A 21524-nucleotide genomic window follows, 5' to 3' on the forward strand; every position below is an offset into this window, starting at 1 on the left:
ACATCCGTGATTTGAGGTTTTAACTGCGCTCTTCTATTGGCAGCCAGTCCTGATGCTCAGGTCCTTCATAATCAGCACTCGGACGTATGATCCGGTTGTTGGCGCGTTGCTCGAACACATGGGCAGCCCAACCTGTGACACGACTCATCACAAAGATTGGGGTAAACAGTTTGGTTGGGATCCCCATAAAGTGATAGGCCGAGGCATGGAAAAAGTCCGCATTACAGAACAGTCCTTTCTCCCGCTTCATGACCTGCTCCACACGCTCGGATACCGCATACAAGTGAGTATCGCCAACATTAGCAGACAGTTTTTCCGACCATGCTTTAATTAAAGCATTGCGCGGGTCAGATTCACGGTAAATCGCATGGCCAAAGCCCATGATTTTGTCTTTGTTCGCCAGCATCTGCATGATGCCCGCTTCGGCTTCTTCAGCCGTCTGCCAATTCTCGATCATCGCCATTGCTGCCTCGTTGGCACCACCGTGCAATGGTCCACGCAAGCTGCCGATCGCGGCAGTGATACAAGAGTGAAGGTCAGACAAAGTAGAGGCACAAACACGGGCAGTAAACGTCGAAGCATTGAACTCATGCTCGGCATAAAGCACCAATGAACAGTGCATGACCTGCTTATGAAGTTCTGATGGTGACTTACCTGTGAGCATTTCAAGGAAATACCCACCAATACTGTCTTCACTGCTGTTGGCGGTATCGATACGAACGCCGTCATGGCTGTAGCGGTACCAGTAACAAATAATGGCTGGCAGCATGGCGAGAAGCTTATCGGTCTTTTCATCCTGCTCAGAGAAGTCGAGTTCTTGGTCAAGGTTGCCTAACATTGAGCAACCGGTTCGCATCACATCCATCGGGTGGGCATCAGCAGGTATCGTTTCTAATACTAATTTCAGGGATTCCGGCAGCCCTCGGAAAGCCATTAATGCTTGTTTATAACTTTGTAATTCTTTTTTATTTGGTAGTTGGCCTTTTAGTAATAAATAAGCCACTTCTTCAAACTCAGCATTATTGGCCAAATCAGTGATATCGTATCCCCGATAGGTTAATCCGGTACCCGATTTACCCACCGTACAAAGTGATGTCACACCGGCACTTTGGCCTCTCAAGCCCGCACCACCAATGGCATTTGGTTTCTTTTCGCTTCCGTCCTTCTTTACATCAGCTACGGCTATCGCAGTCATAGCAGACTCCTTCTTCAGTTGTATTCACGATATTGAATGGATTGGGCTTCCCTCTATTCCTGCGGGATAAATAGGTACACTGATCCCCAGAGGTTATTACCACCCTGTATTCATTTATTCTTAATATTATTATTTGGTCTTTGTGCCTATTAAGGCTGTTTGAATAGCTTATCTAACGTTTGTTCGTAGTCGTGATAACCCAAATAGTGGTATAGCTCTTCACGAGTTTGCATTTGGTCGACGACATTGCGCTGATGGCCGTCTTGCAATAAGTGCTGGTAAACATTCAGTGCTGCTTGGTTCATCGCCCTGAATGCAGACAGCGGGTAAAGCACCATATCGACGCCACATTCAGCGAGCTCATCGGTACTGAACAGAGGCGTCTGTCCGAACTCGGTAATGTTTGCCAAAATAGGTACTTTAACGGCGTCTGAGAATTGCTGGTATTGCTCAAGCGTATTTATCGCCTCAGGGAAAATCATATCCGCCCCAGCCTCGACACACGCTTGGGCACGCTCAATCGCTGAATCCATTCCTTCAACAGCCAGTGCATCGGTGCGAGCCATGATCACGAAATCCGGATCCACTCTGGCATCAACCGCCGATTTGATCCTATCAACCAATTCTTGCTGGCTGACAATGGCTTTATTCGGGCGATGACCACAACGCTTCTGCGCCACTTGATCTTCCATATGAACCGCTGCAGCCCCGCTTCGCTCCACTTCTTTAATGGTGCGGGCAATATTAAACGCGCCGCCGAACCCAGTATCAATATCGACCATCAGTGGCAGCTTGGTGGCTGCTGTAATGCGGCGAACATCTTCCAACACATCATTTAACGTCGTAATACCCAAATCCGGCAAGCCATATGAAGCATTGGCAATTCCTCCTCCCGATAGATATACCGCCTGATGGCCTACCTGCTCTGCCATCATGGCACAATACGGATTGACCGTACCGACAATCTGTAACGGGTTGTTGTTGGCTACCGCTTGGCGGAAGCGTTTCCCTGGACTCATGAGACCTTCTCCTTATCCTGCTTCAACTGTTGTTCAATTAACTGGCGGCTTCTCATAATGTGACGCCGCATTAACATCTCGGCCAACTCTCCATCGCGCTCTTTCAACGCACTCAGAAGATGAAAGTGTTCCTTTAGGGCTTGCTCTGGGCGGGAATGTGACCGCTGAGATTGGTAACGGTACATTCGCAGCAAATGATATAGCTCATCGCATAGCAGGCTGATTAATTTGGTGTTGCGGCTGGCTTTTATCACCCGGTAGTGAAAATCGAAGTCACCCTGCTGGTGAAAATACGATGCTCCCTCAACCTGTTCTATGTGCTGGTGATGGGCATCTAACAAGGCTTCCAACCCAGCAAGCTCGTCATCGGTAATGTGCTCACAGGCAAGCCTAGCTGCCATTCCTTCGAGGGCTTCGCGAACCGCATAAATTTCAATTAGCTTTTCCTGGCTTAGAGCCACAACCCGGGCACCAACATGGGGAATACGCTCAACCAACCCCATAGATTCAAGACGCATCATGGCCTCACGCAACGGCCCCCGGCTCACACCATAGTGCTTGGCGAGTTCCGGCTCGGAAATTTTGCTGCCCGCTGGATAAGTACCGCTTACAATCTGATCGATTAACTGCTCGGTTAAACTTTCAGATTTGGTGCCCTCTTTCTCACCTTGGTTGTCGACACTTTTCAATTTCAAATCTTGTTTGCCCATCATCATTGTCAACAATTTCTTAACTTATGAACAAATTTAGCGCTATTTCGCCATCTTTACAAGCCAATTGTTAACAATATGTATTAGACCTTAGTATAGATTGTCGACAATCTGGCGATGGGCGATGGGCGATGGGCGATGGGCGATGGGCGATGGGCGATGGGCGATGGGCGATGGGCGATGGGCGATGCAACATAAAGAAAAAGGGCTACATGATGCAACCCTTTCGAACAATGAGGTGAAGTCTTTATTCAGTAGCCACTACGCCGTAGCCATATTGTCGGTTTGGATAGGCTTCGGTTTTCGCTGGGCGAGAATCACACCAGAGAGAACCATACCGCCACCAATATAATGGTAAACCGCTAGTTGCTCTCCTAATGTCACGCTGGCAATCAGCGCAGTCAGCACTGGCATCAGGTTCATGAACATAGCAGTACGGTCCGCGCCTAGGATCTCGATCCCTTTCAGCCAGCACCACGGCGCCAGTACCGAGGCAGGCAACGCCGCGTACATAATCAATGGCAGTGATTCACCAGTGATCGCCATACGCTCACTGCTTAGCAGCATAGGGGTAAGCATGGTTACCGCAAACAGCCCCTGTACATAGACAGACTGCCAATTGTTCAGTGGCATTTTCCAACGCTTAAGCAATACACAGTAAAGCGCATACACAAACGCGGCAATTAACAATAGTGCGTCACCCTGCTTAATACCTTGCGAAGTCAACGTACTGACATCGCCGTGACCCAGCATGAATATCAAGCCAGCCAAAGAAAGCACTGCCCCTACCATAGCCAAAGGTAGCAGACGCTGACCGAGCAACGGGACACTCAAGAACATGCTCATCAACGGCACCAACGAGATAATCAACGCCATATTGGTAGCTGTTGTCGTCGCCGCTGCAAAGTAGCCCAGCGACTGGTTAAGCACCATACCCAACAAGGCAAGAAAAGCGAGCTTGGATAGATGCGGTTTGATTTCATGACGCTTACGCCACACCGATGGTAGAACAAAGGGGGTTAATACCATCATGGCAAAAAACCAGCGATAAAAAGAGATCGCCCCAGGGTCGATCACGCTGTAAGACATTTTGTTTACGATGGCATTCCCTGCCCAAATAATGACAGTCAGAAGAGGAAATAAATAGAACATGGTTTGCCTTTTGATTTGATTACGAGGGAATTGTGGCACGTCAGCTTACAAATAAATATCTCTAAAAAGACATCGTGGTTCTATTGTCGGACATTTGAATTTTTTGCCCGCTGTATTGCACTAATCATGCCCTTTCCCTCGGCAAGAAAAACCACACAAAACATTGAAAAATAATAATTAATTAATGAAACTAGTCATTCTTCACTTATTCATTCCAATCAAGAAAGAGTGATCTATCTCGCAGGAATGTACCTTGTTTAGCTCGTCGCTGGCATACAACTACATGTTAGAGTGACAGCTCTATTTCCTACTTGCATTCTGGTCTGACCAGACTATAAATAAAAATATACCTCTCAGCCATTTCGAAAAGGACATCCCAATGCGCAAAAACCTCAAAATCTACAAACAGATGAGTAGGTTACCTTTTGGCAACAAGCTATTTAGTTTTGTTGTCTGTCGTCTTGCCCCTTACTTTGGAAGCATCAAGCCCAAAGTCACGGAACTAAAGCCAGGCTATGCTGAGGTGACAATTAAAAAGCGCCGACGCGTCACCAACCATTTAAATACTGTCCACGCTATTGCAATGTGTAATATGGCAGAGTTAGCGGGTGGAATGATGACTGATGTTTCTATTCCAGTTAAAAGCCGCTGGATCCCCGTTGGCATGACTGTAGAGTATTTAAAAAAAGCAAAAACTGATCTCACTGCTCGTGCACAAGGTGAGAATATTGATTGGAACACAGAAGGCGACAAACTTGTGCCGGTTGAAGTGAAAGACACAGAGGGGAATGTCGTCTTTAAAGCTGAAATCACGATGAATGTAAGATTTACTTAACAGATGTAATCAACAGAAGTAAAAATGGCCCATTGATTACTGGGCCATTTTTTATGAATGTAAACTAGCTCAGGATGTTTCCAATACGGGTGCTGACGTTTTATTAACCTTTGGCAACCAATGGAACATATATTCAAACAGCTGCTCCTCATCCATTTTTGCTAATTTGCCATGAATGAAAGAGCTCATGTCAATCAAGTGATCGACCTTTGCCAGTGGTTGGTAAGGCTCTTTGAAGCGACGCCAAATGTCAGAATGATTGACATAAAAATTAGCAGCAGCCACTGCCTCTTCAAAAGTCGTATGCTCCGAGATTAACCTAGGTCCATCCCAGGTCGCACCATCAAGCACAGATACCCCAATTTCCCCTGACTCTTCATACGTTAACTCATCCACAAATGGAACATTCCACCAGCGAACAATTTCGTCACATGAACGTTGCTCATTGAGTTTATCTGAGCAGGGGAACTCGTCCATGTTGAGTCTATTCCGTACCGGAATTTGACAAGTTGTAAAGTCCATAGCCAACAATTTGCATATTTATATTTTTGCATAATCTTAGCTATCATGATTGATTTGTCAATTCCTTTTCATCAAAAAGGCTCCTAAAATTATAACCTTACCGGAAAAATAGTACGGAAATAATAGACAACATGACGAATTGGGAACATATCTAGCGCATCTGAAAGATTAACAGCGACCAAATTCACCGTTCAATTAATCATTACTGAATAATGTTTTCGCCAAGCGGGCCAAATTGTATGCATCATCATACCCTGAATGCTGACGCCCTTCCCAGTCGATACCCGCCATTTCCATTGCTGCACGCTGACCACAACGTTTTTTGGTAACATGGCGCTGGAGCCTGAATAAGGTTGCCAAATTCAAATACTCTTCAAATGGCACTTTAAGACCTTTTACCTCACACTCTTTACGAAGAATGAGATCATCACGCCCCCAAGCTGCATAAATCTTATGACGGCCACCAAACTTTTGTTCAACCGACTTTAAAATATGCCCAAGCGGCTTACCGTTTTTTTCTATGACCTCAGGTTTGATACCTGTTAGCTCAGTACAGAACGGTGATACTTCATCATTATCCGGTTTTACAAAGTGTTGAGCTCGGCGCACAATCTCACCGTTGGTCAGATCAAGTTCTGCGACGCCAATCTCTATGATCTCACCTGTTCTGGACTCTCTGCCATCGTTCCAACAGCACATTTCGAGATCAAAACAGACAATACGGTTAAAATTCATCTTACTTCCGGATATCACGCTATAACTGGCACGAAGGATAGCATTTAGAGGCGGGTTAGCCAAAAATGAAAATGGTTAATCTCATTTAGCTAACCAGATATCACAGAATCTAAATATAGCAAGGAGAGCAAGGCTGGCTTCATTACGCACCACAGCACTCTACCCAATACCGGGCAATAGGATATGGGAATACTATCCCCTGAACAATGTTCTCAAACTGTCCGCCATTACGTTCGATGACAGTACGCGAAGCAATATTGTCTTCATCAGCTGTGATCAACGCTCTATGAATACCGAGTTGGCAAGCTTTCGGCAATACAAGTTTCAGCATTGCTGTGCCATACCCTTTACCACGAAAACTCGGAGCAATATCATACCCGATATGCCCTCCTTCATGGGATAAGAATGGTGGATCGATATTATGGCGCACCCGAATGACACCGATGATTTCTTTGTCTCGGTTAATAAGCCAATAATGGTGGCAAGGCACATACCCTTCCGGCAGATTCACGCCCTTTGATTCATCGATTAAAGATTGAACATATTGTTCAAAGTTGTTGTTTCCGTCCTGGTAATATTCGGCGTTTTCTACATCATTTTGCGCAAAGTCATCATAAAATCGCTGAAACGCCTTCATGTATTCAAGATTGGGCGAAATTAATTCCATCTACATAATCCTTATTGAGTTAACTCTTCTAAAGCGCCTATTACCCGAGATTTCTCATTGTCGCTACTAACAGCTTCAGGGCGATACCAAACCGCATTAAGCCCAGCATCAATGGCAGGCAATATGTCTTTGTCCAAGCTATCGCCAACCATTGTGATGCTCTGAGGTTCGGCATTTAAAGCCAATGCAATTTGCTTAAAATACGCCGGAGTCCCTTTAGCGATTCCGATATTTTCCCGGCAAAAATATCCCTTGATAAACGGTGCTAAACCAACTCGAGCAAAGGCCAGTTGAATCTCTTCAACAGATGAGTCTTCAGCATTGGTTGCAATATAAATCTCTGCTTTATCAGACAAGTGACAAAGCGTTTCTAGCGCCCCTGGAACAACGCTTACTTCAGGCCAATCACACATCGGGCCTTGATAATGCGGGAAGTCAACCATCAAGGTATCACCCCAATCAAATAAATATATCTTTGCCATATCGATTCCTTTCAGTCTGGCAAGTTAATCTGAGCGGTATTTTATGAAGAGAAGGATTGCAGTGCATCCAGAGCTTCTGTTGCCTTGGCACTTTGCACAAACACATGGTCATGATAATAAGCTGCGATTACATTGGCACTGATTCCCTGCTCAGCGAGTTTGCTAGCAATCGCGGCGGTTAATCCTACGGCCTCGAGGCTGGAATGTACCGTCAAGGTTATCATCCGAAAGGTAGCTTCATAATCCAAGCCGGCTTGATCTGCCTTGTCTCTGCTGAGTACCAGGGTCAACCCTTCTTGCTCTTGAAAAGTCGATATAGGTGACAAGTCCAAATATTGTGATAAATCGCCCTCTACCGTACAGAAAACAAATTCGCCTTCTATTAGTTCAGGCGCCATCGATTTCAGTAACTGTTGCAGGTCGGTCATTCCACTCATGTATCCTCCTTGATAGTCGGCTTCACCTTAGCCTAGAAATCAACCTTAATATTACTTTTAAGCCATGTTTCTCGAGTTATTTGATACAAACAGTGGCGCTCCAAATGATGCCCTTGCGGCAATTTAGGATGGTCAAAATCTTGGCCAATGTTAGTCATTCCGATTTTCTCCATTACTTTTTGTGATGGAATATTCGGTAAAGCGGTAAATGCGTAAATGCTAGGCGCCGCCAACTCTTCAAACGCAAACTGCAATGCCCTGTTGGCCGCTTCAGGCGCATAGCCTTTCCCCCAATGCTCTTTGGCAAGCCGCCAGCCTATTTCAATAAATGGCGCATTGGGTATTCCTGATTGCTCATCTTGACTATGCAAGCCCACAAAACCAATAAATGCCCCAGTAGCCTTGAGTTCAGCTGCCCAAAAGCCCCACCCTTTTTCAGCAATCAACTGAGTGATTCTCGCCGCTTGGGCGTCACTCTCCTGCTGCGATAAAACAGCTGGAAAAAACTGCATAACAGCGGGGTCTGCATTAATCTTGGCGTAATCGGAGTAATCTTCTCTTTTCCATTGCCTAAGGATCAATCTATCTGTTTCTAACTGCGCTGCCATATACTTTTCGGAGTCCTTGTCCAACTTATATCAATTAGATCAGTATAACCATAACTTCATTTTGAATGGGACTGCACTATGACAGTGGTAATGTTGATATTTTATCGATAGCCGCCTTTCTGCGCGCCAATTGGAGTAATGCGTCTAGCTTTTCCATCTTTACCTTTTGAGCAAATCTTCTGTTATCTCTGAATCGCCAGTCTTTCCCGATCGGCTTTTTTCATCTTCGAAACGACTAATTCATAGGATCGATCAATCAGCCCTTTCAGCATGCCATCTTCTATTTCTTCTGTGACCGATACGGTGACCCAGTGTTTTTTGTTCATATGGTAACCTGGACGTATCGCAGTAAACATCGAGGTCAATGCTTCGTTGTCAGCCGGTGCCCCTTTGAGGTTAATATCGACGACACCGTCATTGACCGACAACAATGCAAACATCTTACCCAGCACCTTGAACACCATAACATCTGCACCGAAAGGGTAATCCAATTCAGACTCCGGCAGCGTCAGCATAAAGTCGACAATCTCTTGTTTGTTCATCACATCCCTCACTCGTTGTTAGCGCGCAGTTCGCTTTGCCATAGGGTGTTCAGGATTGAGCTGCAGCAGATCCCACAAATTTCCATAAAGATCTTCAAAAACAGCCACCGTGCCGTAATCTTGCTCTTTCGGCTCACGGACAAAACTAATACCGTCTGCGACCATACGGTTGTAGTCACGCCAAAAATCATCGGTATTCAAAAACAGGAACACCCTGCCCCCCGCTTGGTTCCCGATGAAGTCTATCTGCTCAGGCTTTGACGCTCGTGCAAGCAGTAACGTCACTCCATTGGAGTTCGGCGGTGATACGACGACCCAGCGCTTATCCTGCTCTGGCTGGTAGGTGTCCTCGATTAACTCAAACTGCAGCTTGTTAACGTAAAAGTCTATTGCCTCATCGTAGTCTTTTACGACAAGGGCAATATGAACGATATTCTGTTTCACTATGCTTCCTTAATGCGGCGCGAACCCGGTTTAGTTAATAGTAACCTTCATATGCTCTGAAGGGCTGCTGTCGACAAAATGCGCCCAAACATGATCATATACCTGCCGCTGGCCGGGAAATGGTACTAGAGATTTCGCCTCTTCAAGACCCACCCAACGATACTCCGTATGCTCCTCATTGAGCGTTACAGGCTGGTTGGGCGGACACAGAACAGCAAAAACCGGTATGATTTGCAGCACATTCACATTGGCTTCAAAAAACTGTTCCAGAAACTGAGCGTTATAAAGCTCAGAGACAGCGATTTGTGTCTCTTCATAAAACTCCCGCACAATTGCCTGCCACCCTTTCTCTTCCCCTTCAATAGAGCCAGCAACATGGCACCAGTAGTCACCTTTAACCCGCTTCATCAATAGCATTTTTATTTCGCCATCAATTTCCGACAGAGCAACACCTGAGACAATCGAGGTATTCACCGGGATCTTTTGAGTAGCCATCACTTATAATTATTCCTCTTTTGGAGCATATTGCTCGAAGACCTGCTGTGCCGTCATCTTTTGGGTGTCATTGCTGAATTCGTAGTAATCCGGCTTTTCGTCAATGAATATTTCACTGACCAAGGTAAAATCCTGGTCCTGAAACAGGCCTGCCGAGACAATATACTCATCACTAGGCAGCAAATGATAGAACAAATGCGAACCACAAGTCCCACAGAATACCCGCTCAGCCCACTCCGACGAGCGATACACCACAGGCTGCTGTCCATTAATTTGCACCTTAGAGTGGCAATGAACCGCAAACAAGGGGCCGCCAGACCATCTGCGGCACATATCGCAATGGCACAGCCCAACCTCTTTTTGATCGTCCGCCGTTAGCTCGATAGCGCCGCACAAACATTGTCCTTTCATCTTTCTCTCCTTCTAATCTGAATAGCCACTTCAAGTCTATGTCGAGTAGGGAGGTATTGTGACAGGTGATGCTATCTCAATCTGTGACTGGTGAAAGGCCTAAGCAAAAAAAAGCCCCCACCGAATGGCAAGGGCTGAATAGCTATTAAAGCAATCAGTCTTTCTTTTGACGTTTGCTTTTTGGCACGTAGTTCAAAATAGAAATTGGTACCGGTTTTCTTGGCTCAAAGCCTTCGATTTCACGGCGCTCGATCAGGTGACCCAAACGGCTTTCGATCATGCACAAGTTCTTGAAGTTATCTTTCGATACGAACGAGATTGCCTCACCCGATGCATCTGCACGGCCGGTACGGCCAATACGGTGAACATATTCATCCGCCGGGAACGGCAAGTCATAGTTTACGACACGGGATAGCTCTTCAATATCAATACCACGTGCACCAACGCCTGTTGCTACAAGGTATTTGATCTTGCCTGCTTTAAAGTCTTCCAGTAGTTGTTCACGAACTTTTTGGCTACGGCCACTGTGGAATGCCTCGGCAGCGATGTCGCGTTTTTCCAGCTGAGATACCAGTTTGGCGGCACCGTGCTTGGTTTCAATAAAGATCAGTGCCTGATCCCAATCATTTTCTTTGATCAGGTGGCTAAGCAAAGCAGACTTCTTGTCTTTATCAACCGTGATCAACCACTGCTCAATATTGGCCTTGGATGCTTGGTTAGCCGCGATACTGATCTCATGCGGGTTTTCAACCACCGACTTGGCCAAGTCACGTACTTTGTTAGAAAGCGTTGCAGAGAACAGTAGGAACTGCAGCTCTTCAGGCAGGCGGTCAATGATCTTGTTGATGTCATCGATAAAGCCCATATCCAGCATGCGGTCGGCTTCATCAAGCACCAGCATTTCCACTTCTTCAAAGTGGACAGCGCGCTTACCATACATATCGAGCAAACGACCCGGCGTCGCGACCAACACATCCACACCATCGATTAAGCGCTGCTTTTGCTCTTTTTCATCGACACCACCGTACATCGCCAACGATGTCAGGCTTAGGTGTTTGCTGTAAAGGGCGATCTTCTCTTCTACTTGAACAGCAAGCTCACGGGTAGGAACAAGGATCAACGCACGGATGCGTTTTTTACGCTGCGTTTTGCCCTGGCTGAGTTTTTCAAGAATAGGCAGAACAAAGCTGGCTGTTTTACCTGTACCAGTCTGCGCAGCCGCAATCAGGTTCTTGCCCTGCAAGATGACCGGAATAGCCTTGTTCTGAATAGTGGTTGGCTTGCTGTAGCCAAGTTCACTGACCGCTTTGGTTAATGACTCGCTGAGCCCAAGTTTAGAGAATGGCATGAATCGCCTCTAATTATACTGAATCTTAATATGGTAGAGCCGCCTCTACATGAAGCGCGGGAGTGTACCACGAACACTCTTGGCAAGAGACAACTTTCCTTACCGACGCCACTAGTTGTCGAAAGTATAGGCCGAGTGAATGTTCAGTCGGCCCAGCCCTGTTCGCTCAGCGGCATACAAATGCCACTACATAAAACTGACCTTGTGCAGTCTTCCCTCATTGAGGCTATGGTTGCTAAAAGTTTCGTGGTAGATCTGCATGAAGTCTTCTCGGATCAGCTGCTCTAAGTGTGTCGCCATTTCTGTCGGACAAAACAGCATGATATGTAACACCTGCTCGCCAGTTGCTGTCGTAGTGATGTGCACATGTGGATCTGGGCCAGGCAAATCAACACCTGCGTGCTTTTCAATCACCCCATTGTAGCGCCGCGCAACATCGATAAACTCTTCACAGTGCCCCTCGATTTGCTCAATAAGCTCCGGCACCAGGACATACAAGTTGACAAACTCTTTAATGGTAATGCTGAAACTATGGTACACATAGCGCTTCATAAAGTTCAGGTTCTTCACTGGATAGGTAAAAAACATACTGTTTGGCAAGGTGGCCGTTTTACCCGTGAAATGATACTGCCCGTGGTGAAGGTCAATCTCCTGGATCACCGTCGCCATCATATTGTGCTCGATAACTTCTCCGCATAGGGAACCGACTTCGATCCAATCACCAATGCGAAACGAACGGGCACTGGCACGTTGAATAGAGCCGGTGAAACAAAGAATAATCTCTTTGGATGCAACCACAATAGCAACGGCAATGGCGGTGACTGACAGAGCAAACTCGCTGATTTCAGACTGCCAGAGCATAAACAGCACCACCACCATAAGGGTGAAGGTACCGTTTTTGGTACGTGACATCCATTTACGCTGATGCCCTGATACAAACGCGACATCCCCACGAATTTGTTTCAGGATCAAGCGTCTAAACATCAGGACCAATGTGACGATCAGTACACTGAGCAATACTTTATTTTCTAAAAAGAAATCGATTACCGATAATAACTTCTCTGGCATGCGCGCCTCTTTCCACTCCTACACATCATTTTCAGCACCTAAATCGCAGGCCTAAACTCCCATAGTTTGCGAATAAAATCCAGCGCTAACCACACCCTACCGTTTAAAACGCCATCCACACAAAACCCGTCAAATATCACCAGCATTTAAATGCCCACAAACCTCTACAGCTCAACCAATAGGCAGTGCCTGCGGCACAAAAGCAAAAATATGCACGGGATAGCGATCACCTACCGTTTCACCAAATAAACCCTCATCGAACAGAGGATAAAACCACTAAATGCATGCACATCAGCTTTATAATTGGTTTTGAGTTCATTTAACGCAAGAGCCTATAACTGTGTCGGGATATACAAAAACTTCTTATTAATGACCAGCTTTCAAGGCATTTTCATATTTTCTTGCCACGACATCATAAATTTAAATAAAACAAAGTGAAATATTCCCCATACCAATATTTCACTTCCAAGATAGAGATACCAACAACCAAAAACCGCTTCATTACGGAGGTGAATCTCTATGGAAGGATTAACATACCGCCAGGCTTCCAGATTCTTGGATATGGCAACAATGGGGACAAAAAAAGGAGAGATCGAGGATTTTCTTAACCTTGATAGCCGTACCAGCTGGATTAACAGCCAACTCACCGAACCTTATGAAAGCCACAAAGAACGCACGCTATATCAGGCACAGCAGCGAGGCAGTTCCTCAACCACCCAAGAAATGCGGGTTTGTGCGTGGTTTGATATTGCATTATGGAAAGGGGCGCAATTGCGTCAGCGGATGGCATATGCCCTCAGCCAAATCTTAGTTGTCGGCGACCGTGATGCCCAGCTTGCCCCCTTCCCAACAGAAATGGCTCATTACTACGACATCCTTACCGAGTACGCATTCAGCGATTACAAAACATTGCTTTATCATGTTACCCGCTCCCCAATCATGGGCCACTACCTCACCATGGTAGGCAACTTGCCAAAAAGCCATACCGGGGTTAACCCAGACCAAAACTATGCCCGGGAAATCATGCAGCTCTTCACTATCGGCCTTGAAGAACTCAACCTCGATGGCACACCAAAACTCGATGCAAACAACCAGCCTATCCCAACCTATAGCGACACCGACATAGAAAATATGGCACGGGTGTTCACTGGCTGGTTTATGGATGGCAGCAGTATGGAAAACCCTATGGTGGCCTATGATGACTCCCATGACATGGAAGCCAAATCCATTTTAAATACCGACTTCCCCGAAGGCGTGGGTGCAGAAGCAGAATTAGATCAGGCACTGGATCTGTTGGTTAACCACCCCAATACCGCACCGTTTATCAGTACCCTGCTGATTAAACGCTTCGTCACCTCCAACCCAAGGCCCGAATATGTCAAAAGAGTTGCCACAGTTTTTCGAAACACTGGGGGTAACTTAGGCGAGGTCATCACCGCCATACTGACCGATAGTGAGGTGTTAAAGGAAAACGACCAGCATGTCGCCAAATTGCGCGAACCCATTCTTGCCATGACCTACTTCTATCGTGCGATGGATGCCTATCCGGGTAAAGGCGGTGACATCATCTATAATCCGATGAATTATGCCGACACATTTGGGCAATATCCGCTGGGGTCGCCTTCTGTATTTAATTTCTACTCTCCCGATCATAGCCCGCAGGGAGCCTTGCTAACCGCCAATCTAACAGCACCTGAACTGGAGCTTATCGATTGGAGCCAGGTGATCAAAATCGGCAATGTCTTCTACCGTACAGTACTCAATTACGGCCAAGACCGAAATAAAACCAACAACAAACAAGAGATGTATATCGCCCCTGTTGATTTCGAAGATGCCGCCAACAACCAAGACAAAGAAACAATGATGTCACTACTCAAAAACCGCTTTTTGCATGGAGAAATGGTTCCTGAACTAGAAGAAAGAATCGGGGCAATCTATGACACTCATAACAACAAGTACTACGCCGTTGCCAAAATGATTTTCTTTGCCGTCATTTCCCCTAACTTCATGGTACAGGAGTAGTCACTATGAGCATTTCACGCCGACAGTTCTTAAAAAGTTCAGCGATAGCAACTGCATCTTCAGCATTACCATTATCTTTAACCCTTCCGAGCAATGCCTTTGCCGCTGGTAGCGATGACTATAAAGCGTTGGTCTGCCTTTTCCTCTATGGCGGCAACGACTCTTTCAATATGATCGTGCCCGCCGCTGGCGCTAACTATGACAATTACGTCAACGCGAGACCAGACATCCACCTTTCTGCAGCTGAAATGCTATCGATACCGCCGACAGCATCCGGACAGGCAACCGCAATCAATAGCAGCATGCCAAACATCGCCCAGCTAATGGCAGAACAGAAGGCAACAGCTGTCGTTAATGTCGGTACCTTGCTGGAGCCAACCAATAAAGGAAATATTAACAGTGTAAGAAAGCCTTCAAACCTCGGCGCGCACAACAAACAACAATCGGCATGGCAAATCGCTTGGAATACATCTGAATACCACTCTTATGGCTGGGCTGGGATGATGATGGATCTGCTTGCCAATGAGGCCGCCACCGTATCAGAAAGCCTCTCACTCTCAGGTAATGAATTATTGGGCGGACAAAGTAGCCAAGACTTGCGCATCAGCAGTGACGGGGTAAGAGCAATGGATGCGCTCGGCCACTCCAATGCTGTGAATAACAACTTTATTAAACTGGTAGACCAGCCTTATGGATCTTTGTTCTCTCAAGAGTACATTTCTCGCCTCAAAGGTGTGATCGATTTTCAGGCTGAACTTGACTCGGTGATGAACAACTTCCCTGAGGATGAAACCATCCCAGCCAGTTACCTTGGCAGCCAATGCCGCATGGTCAAACGTATGATCCAAGCCAGTGAGCAACTCAACCACCAGCGCCAAGTATTCTTTATCAGCCTTGGCGGTTTTGATAATCACGGAAACCAGCGTGGTAAGCATGATAACCTGCTAGCCCAAATTGATAGCGCATTGAGTGCGTTTTATCGCTCACTAGAAGCTGAAGGATTGCAGGATAAAGTCGTCACTTTCACCATGTCTGACTTTGGCCGTACGATTGCCAATAACAGTAACCGGGGAACTGACCACGGCTGGGGGAGTAACCAGCTCATCATTGGCGGTGCTATCAATGGCGGTATGACATATGGAGTGCTGCCTGAGTTCATCCCTTCTTATGGTCAAGATGCGACGGGCAATAAGTTCATTCCATCCACCTCTTCCGAGCAGATGGCGGCAACGTTATGTAAGTGGTTCGGCCTATCTGACAACAGTGTCGACTATATTTTCCCAAGCTTGAATCCTGCCAACGACAACCCGTTTCCCAACCGCTATCTTGGCTTTCTCGGCGATGCAACCCAACCACCGGCGATACCCGATAAATTAGTCGTTGCCAGTGTTTCAGCCTCTGAAACCCGAGCGGATCATACGCCTGAAATGGCCGTTGACGGAGACAGTGCCACCAAGTGGACGGCGAAGGGGGTGGGGATCACCTTCACCTTGGAACTCACTCAGATGGCCAAGTTAAGCGAGATAAAATGGTCTCAAGCTAAAGGGGATGTTCGCCAGTACTTCATCGACATTGCCGTAAGTAGTGACGGCATCAATTACTCACCGGTTTCCAGTATTGTCACCCCTGGCACAACGACCGGATTAGTGAGTAACCCAATCAATGCCAGCGATGTGAAATATATTCAGCTCACCTGCAACGGCAATAACGATCCAGATCGTGCTGATTTAAGAACATGGAATAACTTCCAAGAAATAGAGGTATGGGGGAGTTAAAAAAAAAAAGAAAGGGCCATCAGGCCCTTTCCTTATAGAGTGAAATCGAAGATTTTCTCTTGCATTTTATCTAGTGTGATTTCGAACCGCTGATTTTCAGGGTTGGCAATAATGATCTCGCTATCATATTGGATAGGATCATCATCGACTGCATTACACGTGAATGCGACGGTATAGTCACCCGCTGGAATATAACCGAAAGCATAATCACCGTTTTCATCCACCGCGGCTGACGCATACGGTGAAATGGAGTTTTCAGGTGGGTATACGCCGTCAAAATCAACATCAAACGGGTCATAGTTATCCACTAGTAGGTAATCGGCCAAACCATGCTCAGGGTACAGGTAAACAAAGTTACCCGTTTCATAAGAACAATTTTCTCCCGCATCAAATAGAGAAAAATCTACCTTTCCCCAAAGCGATGCCGCCTGACGGTTGTCGACAATCTTCACCCCATGCGGTTTTAGATTGTAACCATTTTTACCGGCATTACCACGCTCAACCAGCGACTGGCGCAGGTCGAACTCAATGGTAAAGCCCTGAACCGTATTGTCATCTTCCGGAGTGACTTCAAAGCCACCCAGCTTCAGTTTGTTACTCGGGATTTTTAGATCATACTCACCCGATGTGTCATCATCTTTCACCCAGTTCATATCACCAGGCTTAGTGTGTACAATCAATTCCTTGTACACACCGGCAGGAAGCGTGTGCTCAGTAATAATCAGTGCCGCATCTGTGCCTTGGTAATCAAGCAAGTCGAGTTGCTGGTAGTCATTACCGTCTTCATCCTGATCCACTTCAATGATGTAAGAGTTGCCATTCTCATGCTTGAGCTCGAGTTTATCGAAAGCAACAACAACTTCTGACATCGAATCAACCGGCGCGTCGGATACGCTGAAAGAAACTTTGGCATACTGGGTAGAATCGCCACCGCTGTCGCTGCCGCAAGCTGAAAGCAACGTCGCCACGGCTAATACTGGTAAGGTTTTGTAAATTGTCATGATGCTCTCCATTTATGGCGAAATTTTATCGCCATTAACCATCAAGACTCAATAAACCCTAACTGAATTGACAAATAACTGACAAAGCTGGCTGAACCTTCAATTTTGAATTATAGAAAATTTGATAGTAATTCATTAAGCCCACTCATGCGCACCTAGATGTAAATATATTTAGACAACCTCAACCTTCCATATCAAAAAGCCTTTGAAATCGGTATCTTAATAAATTCGCTAGGTAACTTTCCTGCCAAAATATTTACCTGTACCGAAGGATATAGCAATTTAGGCACATTCAATTGTTTATCTCGTTCAATTCTAAATTCAACAAATTCTTTTTCAGGTGTCTCACCCCTAATATGGATATTGTCTGATTTGCTCTCACCGACGGTTGTCTGGTACATCAGCTCCCTACCGCCGGGTTGATAGTCATGACACACCCACAAACGGGTCGAATCCGCAAGAGAGTATATTCGCTGAATGCTCTCGAATAGCTGCTTTGGACTCCCACCAGGAAAGTCACAGCGTGCTGAGCCGAAATCAGGCATGAACAAGGTATCACCAATAAATGCATTTTGGTTAATGACATAAGTGACGCTGTCACTGGTATGGCCCGGCGTTTCCAAAACGGTTGCAGTAAGCTGGCCAATAGCAAACTCTTCTTTGTCTCCAAAATAATGGTCAAAAGAGCTGTTATCGTTGAAGTTAATATCATCCATACCTAGCAAAGGTTTAAAAGCAGCCTGCACATCAACAATATGGCAACCAACCCCGACCTTGCCGCCAAGTTTCGATTTGATATAACTCGCTGCAGTCAGGTGATCTGCATGGGCGTGGGTTTCTACTATCCAATCCAGAGTCAGTTGGTTTGACCTGATATACCCAATAATGCTATCGGCAAACTCTGTACTAACAACACCTGAAGACAAATCAAAATCCAGAGCACTATCAATCACTGCACAGTGCCCACCCGCCATATCAAACACCACATAGCTCAGCGTTGATGATGGGCTATGGAAGAATGCTTCAACAGAAACCGTCATCATCTCCCCCTCCTGCTTTCTTTAACCAGATACATATCTGATTAACTCACCACACTGATAAATTTTAGTCTGGTTTAACTGCTCATTGATTGTTCATAGCCTCTGACGATGTAAGGCTTGCCTTCCTGTTTCAGCGCGATTACTGTTGGTCATCAAGAATCTTATCAATATGTTCTAACTCCGGGATGCAATGAAGAAAATCTACCAACCGCTATTTGATAACGATAACCCACCAGGAGAGATTTTTTTCGGCCACGAGGTGTTTCTGCCAAATACAACGACACCCAGCCATAGCCACCCATGGGGCCAATTACAAATTATCAATGGCGGGATACTGGAACTCAGGGCTGAAAAAAAACGCTTTTTATCCCCATCGCAATATGCTGTGTGGGTACCGGCTGAGATCGAACATGAAAGCTTTATGAGACGAAGCCTCAACTATTGCTCGATGAATATTACCCATCCATTGGCTGCTCCACTCCCCGATTACCCCTGTTTATTGGAAGTTAGCCCGATCATGGAAGCGATCATCAATGATCTCAAAGCCCGCCAGTTAACAGTGGCAGAATCAGAGCAGGATAAAAGGTTGATCAGTGTGTTGCTTGATCAAGTCTACCAAGCGAAAGAGCACGAGCAGTTTTTGCCATCCAGCAACGATAAACTGCTCAAGCCTATCCTCAATGAACTTGAGCACAATCCGATGTCAGAAAAAACATTGAAAGACTGGGCTGAGGTTCTCCACACGACGGAAAGAACATTGGCTAGGCATTGCCAGGATAAACTCGGGATGAGTTTTACCGAATGGCGACAACGGCGCAAATTCCTCTATTCTTTGCATTTGCTGCGCAAAGGATCTTCGGTGAAGGAAGTAGCGCTAACCTTGGGGTATCATCAGGCATCCCCATTTATTACCCTTTTCAAGCGCCATGCCCACTGTACGCCAGAGCAGTACCGCCAACGCTTCTTTGCCAGCAAAGATTAGGCTGTGATAACTCACGGCTGCTAATTTCAGCAAGGAAATTGAAAGTTTCCCCAGCCGATAAGGCGGACTTTTTATCCTGAAACCAAAGTGGACAAAGCACGATAACGCTCAAAAAACAAGCAAATTAATAATCAATTAAGCTCACAAGGCACCTATCATAGTTGCATATCACAAAAACAAAAACAAAAGCAGAGCTTTACTTTATACTTGAACATAAAAAGCAGAGAATAAAACCACGAAGACAACATATGACTAGGTTTTACAACTATGATTGACATGATTTTTCCTGCATTGTTCTTATCCACTGTGATCGGGTTTAGCCTATGGGGCTGGACGCAAGTCATACGTGTGGTATTTCGTTTCTAATCCCATGTTCCTTATGGAAGCCTTCAGATAGTCGCTCAATAAAAACTAGAAAAGAGCAAGCCAGCAGAAATGCTGGCTTGCTCACGCATAAACCTTGAACGGTTGTAACATATTAACAACAATAGACAATTTACAACATTGAATTACTCTTCAAAATTCCCGATTACAAGTTGCTCTTTTTCTAAAATTATTGCTCTGCCCATCGAAAATGCCGAATCAATATCAAAATTGTCGTCGAGCAGTAAGAAATCCGCATCACTGTTCAGCGCTATTTTTCCTTTGTTAATGCCCAATGATTTCGCAACATTTTCTGACATCATTGCGCTTGCTTGACCGATATCTAAACCACGATCAATTAAGCTACGAAATAGCTGAATATTCGAGTCAACAGCTGCAGCTGCGATCGTGACCATTTCTCCAGCATCATTGAATACAGGCAAGCTTCCGTTGCCATCCGAACTGATTGTAATTCGCTCTGTTGGTACACCTGATTCCAAGGCGGCAAACACAGCTTCACCGGGATCGCTAAAGGCGCAACTACCACCAGAGGTAATGTCCATCACACCACCGGCTTTTGCAAAATTCGTGGCCTCCTCGAATAAAGGGATCGTCCTAGCAACGTGTGTCGGAGAGAAGTTGCTGTGTGGAATACCCCGCTCAACAAGCTCATTGATTTGCTTGAATGGGTCAGGCAAGCCCCCCATATGCATATGAAGTACCCCTTTCTTTCCTGCTAGCATCGCCCCCATCCGCACATCCGAGGTAATCCGCAATAATTCATCGGTTGACGGGAATGAACCACGGTGATCGGCAATGGCGATTTTCACCCCTAAGACGGGCTCCAAAAACACCAGGTCATCACGAATACTCTTTGTTAGAGTAACCGTTGGCACTTGGTAAGAGCCGGTATGCATCCAGGCAGAAAGCCCCTCAACACGTAACCCCATCACTTTTGCAAACAGATCCTGCGGCGAACGAGTCGAACCGTCTGTACCCATCACACCGATGACAGAGGTAATACCTGCTTTGATCAATTTGGAAAATGTGATTGATGGGGTACGGCTGCTAAACCCACCTTCACCGCCCCCACCTGTTAAGTGCACATGTTGATCAATGATACCGGGGATCATCATTTTGCCCGTTGCATCGATGGTATTTACTTGTGTGCCCAGCCCACCCACATTCATATTATCTTCGATGGCAACAATTTTGTTACCCGCCACCAGTACATCCTTTACGCCCAAAGAGTCTGGAGCATATACATCGGCATTTTTGATCAGGGTAAGATGCGTCATTCTTTTATTTCCTATTATATACTTCTTAATCTCATCACTTTTTTAACTCTATTGTCATCAACTATTCCTATCATTGTTACTTAGCCGATGCGATTTTAATCGTGATTTATTCTATATTTGTCACAAATAGTGATATCAGAAAAAATACATGCCATACCAACACTATAATATTATCTAGATGATTGAGTTGTATTAAGTTATATTTCGAATTCATAAACACTAATAATAAAGCAATCAAATAATCTTATTTCTCACTAATATTGTAAAATGCAAAATGTGGCTTCATTATGCAAAAAATGCATAACAAAGCCAATAAATGCATTGGATATAACGATAAAACAATTAAATCATTTCAAACTGTGTATTTATTTTA

General features: G+C 45.6%; 23 protein-coding genes. 4 read left to right on the top strand and 19 right to left on the bottom strand.

Annotated elements, in window-relative coordinates:
• Positions 1–19 precede the first annotated feature (19 nt).
• The 4 genes from prpC to R2X38_RS02485 all read right to left on the bottom strand — a co-directional run bounded on the left by prpC (position 20) and on the right by R2X38_RS02485 (position 4076).
• Positions 20–1195 (bottom strand): 2-methylcitrate synthase, encoded by a 1176-nt coding sequence (gene prpC / locus R2X38_RS02470; RefSeq protein WP_317520452.1) that lies wholly within the window; start codon positions 1193–1195, stop codon positions 20–22.
• Positions 1196–1344: 149 nt separating this feature from the next.
• The gene (prpB, locus tag R2X38_RS02475) at positions 1345–2214 is read right to left on the bottom strand and encodes a methylisocitrate lyase (RefSeq protein WP_317520453.1); all 870 of its coding nucleotides are present in this window, start codon (positions 2212–2214) and stop codon (positions 1345–1347) included.
• On the bottom strand, positions 2211–2924 hold the full coding sequence (locus R2X38_RS02480) for a GntR family transcriptional regulator (protein WP_317520898.1): 714 nt from the start codon (positions 2922–2924) through the stop codon (positions 2211–2213). The genes prpB and R2X38_RS02480 overlap by 4 nt, the downstream gene beginning before the upstream one ends.
• Before the next feature lie 261 nt (positions 2925–3185).
• The gene (locus R2X38_RS02485; protein ID WP_317520454.1) at positions 3186–4076 is read right to left on the bottom strand and encodes a DMT family transporter; all 891 of its coding nucleotides are present in this window, start codon (positions 4074–4076) and stop codon (positions 3186–3188) included.
• A 379-nt stretch (positions 4077–4455) separates the two neighbouring features.
• Between R2X38_RS02485 and R2X38_RS02490 the strand changes: the two genes are divergently transcribed.
• The gene (locus R2X38_RS02490) at positions 4456–4911 is read left to right on the top strand and encodes a hotdog fold domain-containing protein (protein ID WP_317520455.1); all 456 of its coding nucleotides are present in this window, start codon (positions 4456–4458) and stop codon (positions 4909–4911) included.
• Positions 4912–4980: 69 nt separating this feature from the next.
• Here the strand turns inward: R2X38_RS02490 and R2X38_RS02495 are convergent, their stop codons facing one another.
• The 12 genes from R2X38_RS02495 to R2X38_RS02550 all read right to left on the bottom strand — a co-directional run bounded on the left by R2X38_RS02495 (position 4981) and on the right by R2X38_RS02550 (position 12670).
• Complete coding sequence (locus R2X38_RS02495) at positions 4981–5388, bottom strand: hypothetical protein (RefSeq protein WP_317520456.1); 408 nt, start codon at positions 5386–5388, stop codon at positions 4981–4983.
• A gap of 240 nt (positions 5389–5628) precedes the next feature.
• Complete coding sequence (locus R2X38_RS02500; protein WP_317520457.1) at positions 5629–6168, bottom strand: 3'-5' exonuclease; 540 nt, start codon at positions 6166–6168, stop codon at positions 5629–5631.
• Between the two features lie 142 nt (positions 6169–6310).
• Positions 6311–6835 (bottom strand): GNAT family N-acetyltransferase, encoded by a 525-nt coding sequence (locus R2X38_RS02505; RefSeq protein WP_317520459.1) that lies wholly within the window; start codon positions 6833–6835, stop codon positions 6311–6313.
• Between the two features lie 11 nt (positions 6836–6846).
• A complete protein-coding gene (locus R2X38_RS02510) occupies positions 6847–7317 on the bottom strand; it encodes an HAD family hydrolase (RefSeq protein ID WP_317520460.1) in 471 nt (156 codons plus the stop codon).
• 41 nt (positions 7318–7358) lie between these two features.
• Positions 7359–7754 carry an ACT domain-containing protein gene (locus tag R2X38_RS02515; RefSeq protein ID WP_317520461.1) on the bottom strand — a complete coding sequence of 132 codons (396 nt, stop codon included), beginning with the start codon at positions 7752–7754 and terminating at the stop codon, positions 7359–7361.
• 32 nt (positions 7755–7786) lie between these two features.
• A complete protein-coding gene (locus R2X38_RS02520; RefSeq protein WP_317520463.1) occupies positions 7787–8362 on the bottom strand; it encodes a GNAT family N-acetyltransferase in 576 nt (191 codons plus the stop codon).
• A 182-nt stretch (positions 8363–8544) separates the two neighbouring features.
• Positions 8545–8904 (bottom strand): MmcQ/YjbR family DNA-binding protein, encoded by a 360-nt coding sequence (locus R2X38_RS02525; protein WP_317520465.1) that lies wholly within the window; start codon positions 8902–8904, stop codon positions 8545–8547.
• Between the two features lie 18 nt (positions 8905–8922).
• Positions 8923–9348: a VOC family protein gene (locus R2X38_RS02530; RefSeq protein WP_317520467.1), complete on the bottom strand. Its 426-nt coding sequence runs from the start codon at positions 9346–9348 to the stop codon at positions 8923–8925.
• A gap of 30 nt (positions 9349–9378) precedes the next feature.
• Entirely contained in the window at positions 9379–9843 is a 465-nt protein-coding gene (locus tag R2X38_RS02535; protein ID WP_317520899.1) for an NUDIX hydrolase, read from the bottom strand.
• 9 nt (positions 9844–9852) lie between these two features.
• On the bottom strand, positions 9853–10254 hold the full coding sequence (locus tag R2X38_RS02540) for a GFA family protein (RefSeq protein WP_317520469.1): 402 nt from the start codon (positions 10252–10254) through the stop codon (positions 9853–9855).
• 154 nt (positions 10255–10408) lie between these two features.
• Positions 10409–11602 (bottom strand): DEAD/DEAH box helicase, encoded by a 1194-nt coding sequence (locus R2X38_RS02545; protein WP_317520471.1) that lies wholly within the window; start codon positions 11600–11602, stop codon positions 10409–10411.
• 186 nt (positions 11603–11788) lie between these two features.
• Positions 11789–12670 carry a mechanosensitive ion channel family protein gene (locus tag R2X38_RS02550; RefSeq protein ID WP_317520472.1) on the bottom strand — a complete coding sequence of 294 codons (882 nt, stop codon included), beginning with the start codon at positions 12668–12670 and terminating at the stop codon, positions 11789–11791.
• A gap of 519 nt (positions 12671–13189) precedes the next feature.
• Between R2X38_RS02550 and R2X38_RS02555 the strand changes: the two genes are divergently transcribed.
• Both R2X38_RS02555 and R2X38_RS02560 read left to right on the top strand, forming a co-directional pair.
• Entirely contained in the window at positions 13190–14692 is a 1503-nt protein-coding gene (locus tag R2X38_RS02555; RefSeq protein ID WP_317520473.1) for a DUF1800 family protein, read from the top strand.
• A gap of 5 nt (positions 14693–14697) precedes the next feature.
• Complete coding sequence (locus R2X38_RS02560; protein ID WP_317520475.1) at positions 14698–16467, top strand: DUF1501 domain-containing protein; 1770 nt, start codon at positions 14698–14700, stop codon at positions 16465–16467.
• 32 nt (positions 16468–16499) lie between these two features.
• On the opposite strand, the gene R2X38_RS02565 is transcribed toward R2X38_RS02560, so the two are convergent.
• Together R2X38_RS02565 and R2X38_RS02570 are read right to left on the bottom strand one after the other, a co-directional pair.
• A complete protein-coding gene (locus tag R2X38_RS02565) occupies positions 16500–17468 on the bottom strand; it encodes a DUF4382 domain-containing protein (protein ID WP_317520476.1) in 969 nt (322 codons plus the stop codon).
• A 194-nt stretch (positions 17469–17662) separates the two neighbouring features.
• Complete coding sequence (locus R2X38_RS02570; protein ID WP_317520477.1) at positions 17663–18511, bottom strand: MBL fold metallo-hydrolase; 849 nt, start codon at positions 18509–18511, stop codon at positions 17663–17665.
• 187 nt (positions 18512–18698) lie between these two features.
• Between R2X38_RS02570 and R2X38_RS02575 the strand changes: the two genes are divergently transcribed.
• Entirely contained in the window at positions 18699–19490 is a 792-nt protein-coding gene (locus R2X38_RS02575) for a helix-turn-helix transcriptional regulator (RefSeq protein WP_317520479.1), read from the top strand.
• Between the two features lie 509 nt (positions 19491–19999).
• Here R2X38_RS02575 and iadA read toward each other — a convergent pair.
• Positions 20000–21151 carry a beta-aspartyl-peptidase gene (gene iadA / locus R2X38_RS02580; RefSeq protein WP_317520482.1) on the bottom strand — a complete coding sequence of 384 codons (1152 nt, stop codon included), beginning with the start codon at positions 21149–21151 and terminating at the stop codon, positions 20000–20002.
• Between the last annotated feature and the right edge of the window lie 373 nt (positions 21152–21524).

Source organism: Photobacterium rosenbergii (assembly GCF_033022775.1).
In the GTDB taxonomy this organism is placed as follows: Bacteria; Pseudomonadota; Gammaproteobacteria; order Enterobacterales; family Vibrionaceae; genus Photobacterium; species Photobacterium rosenbergii_A.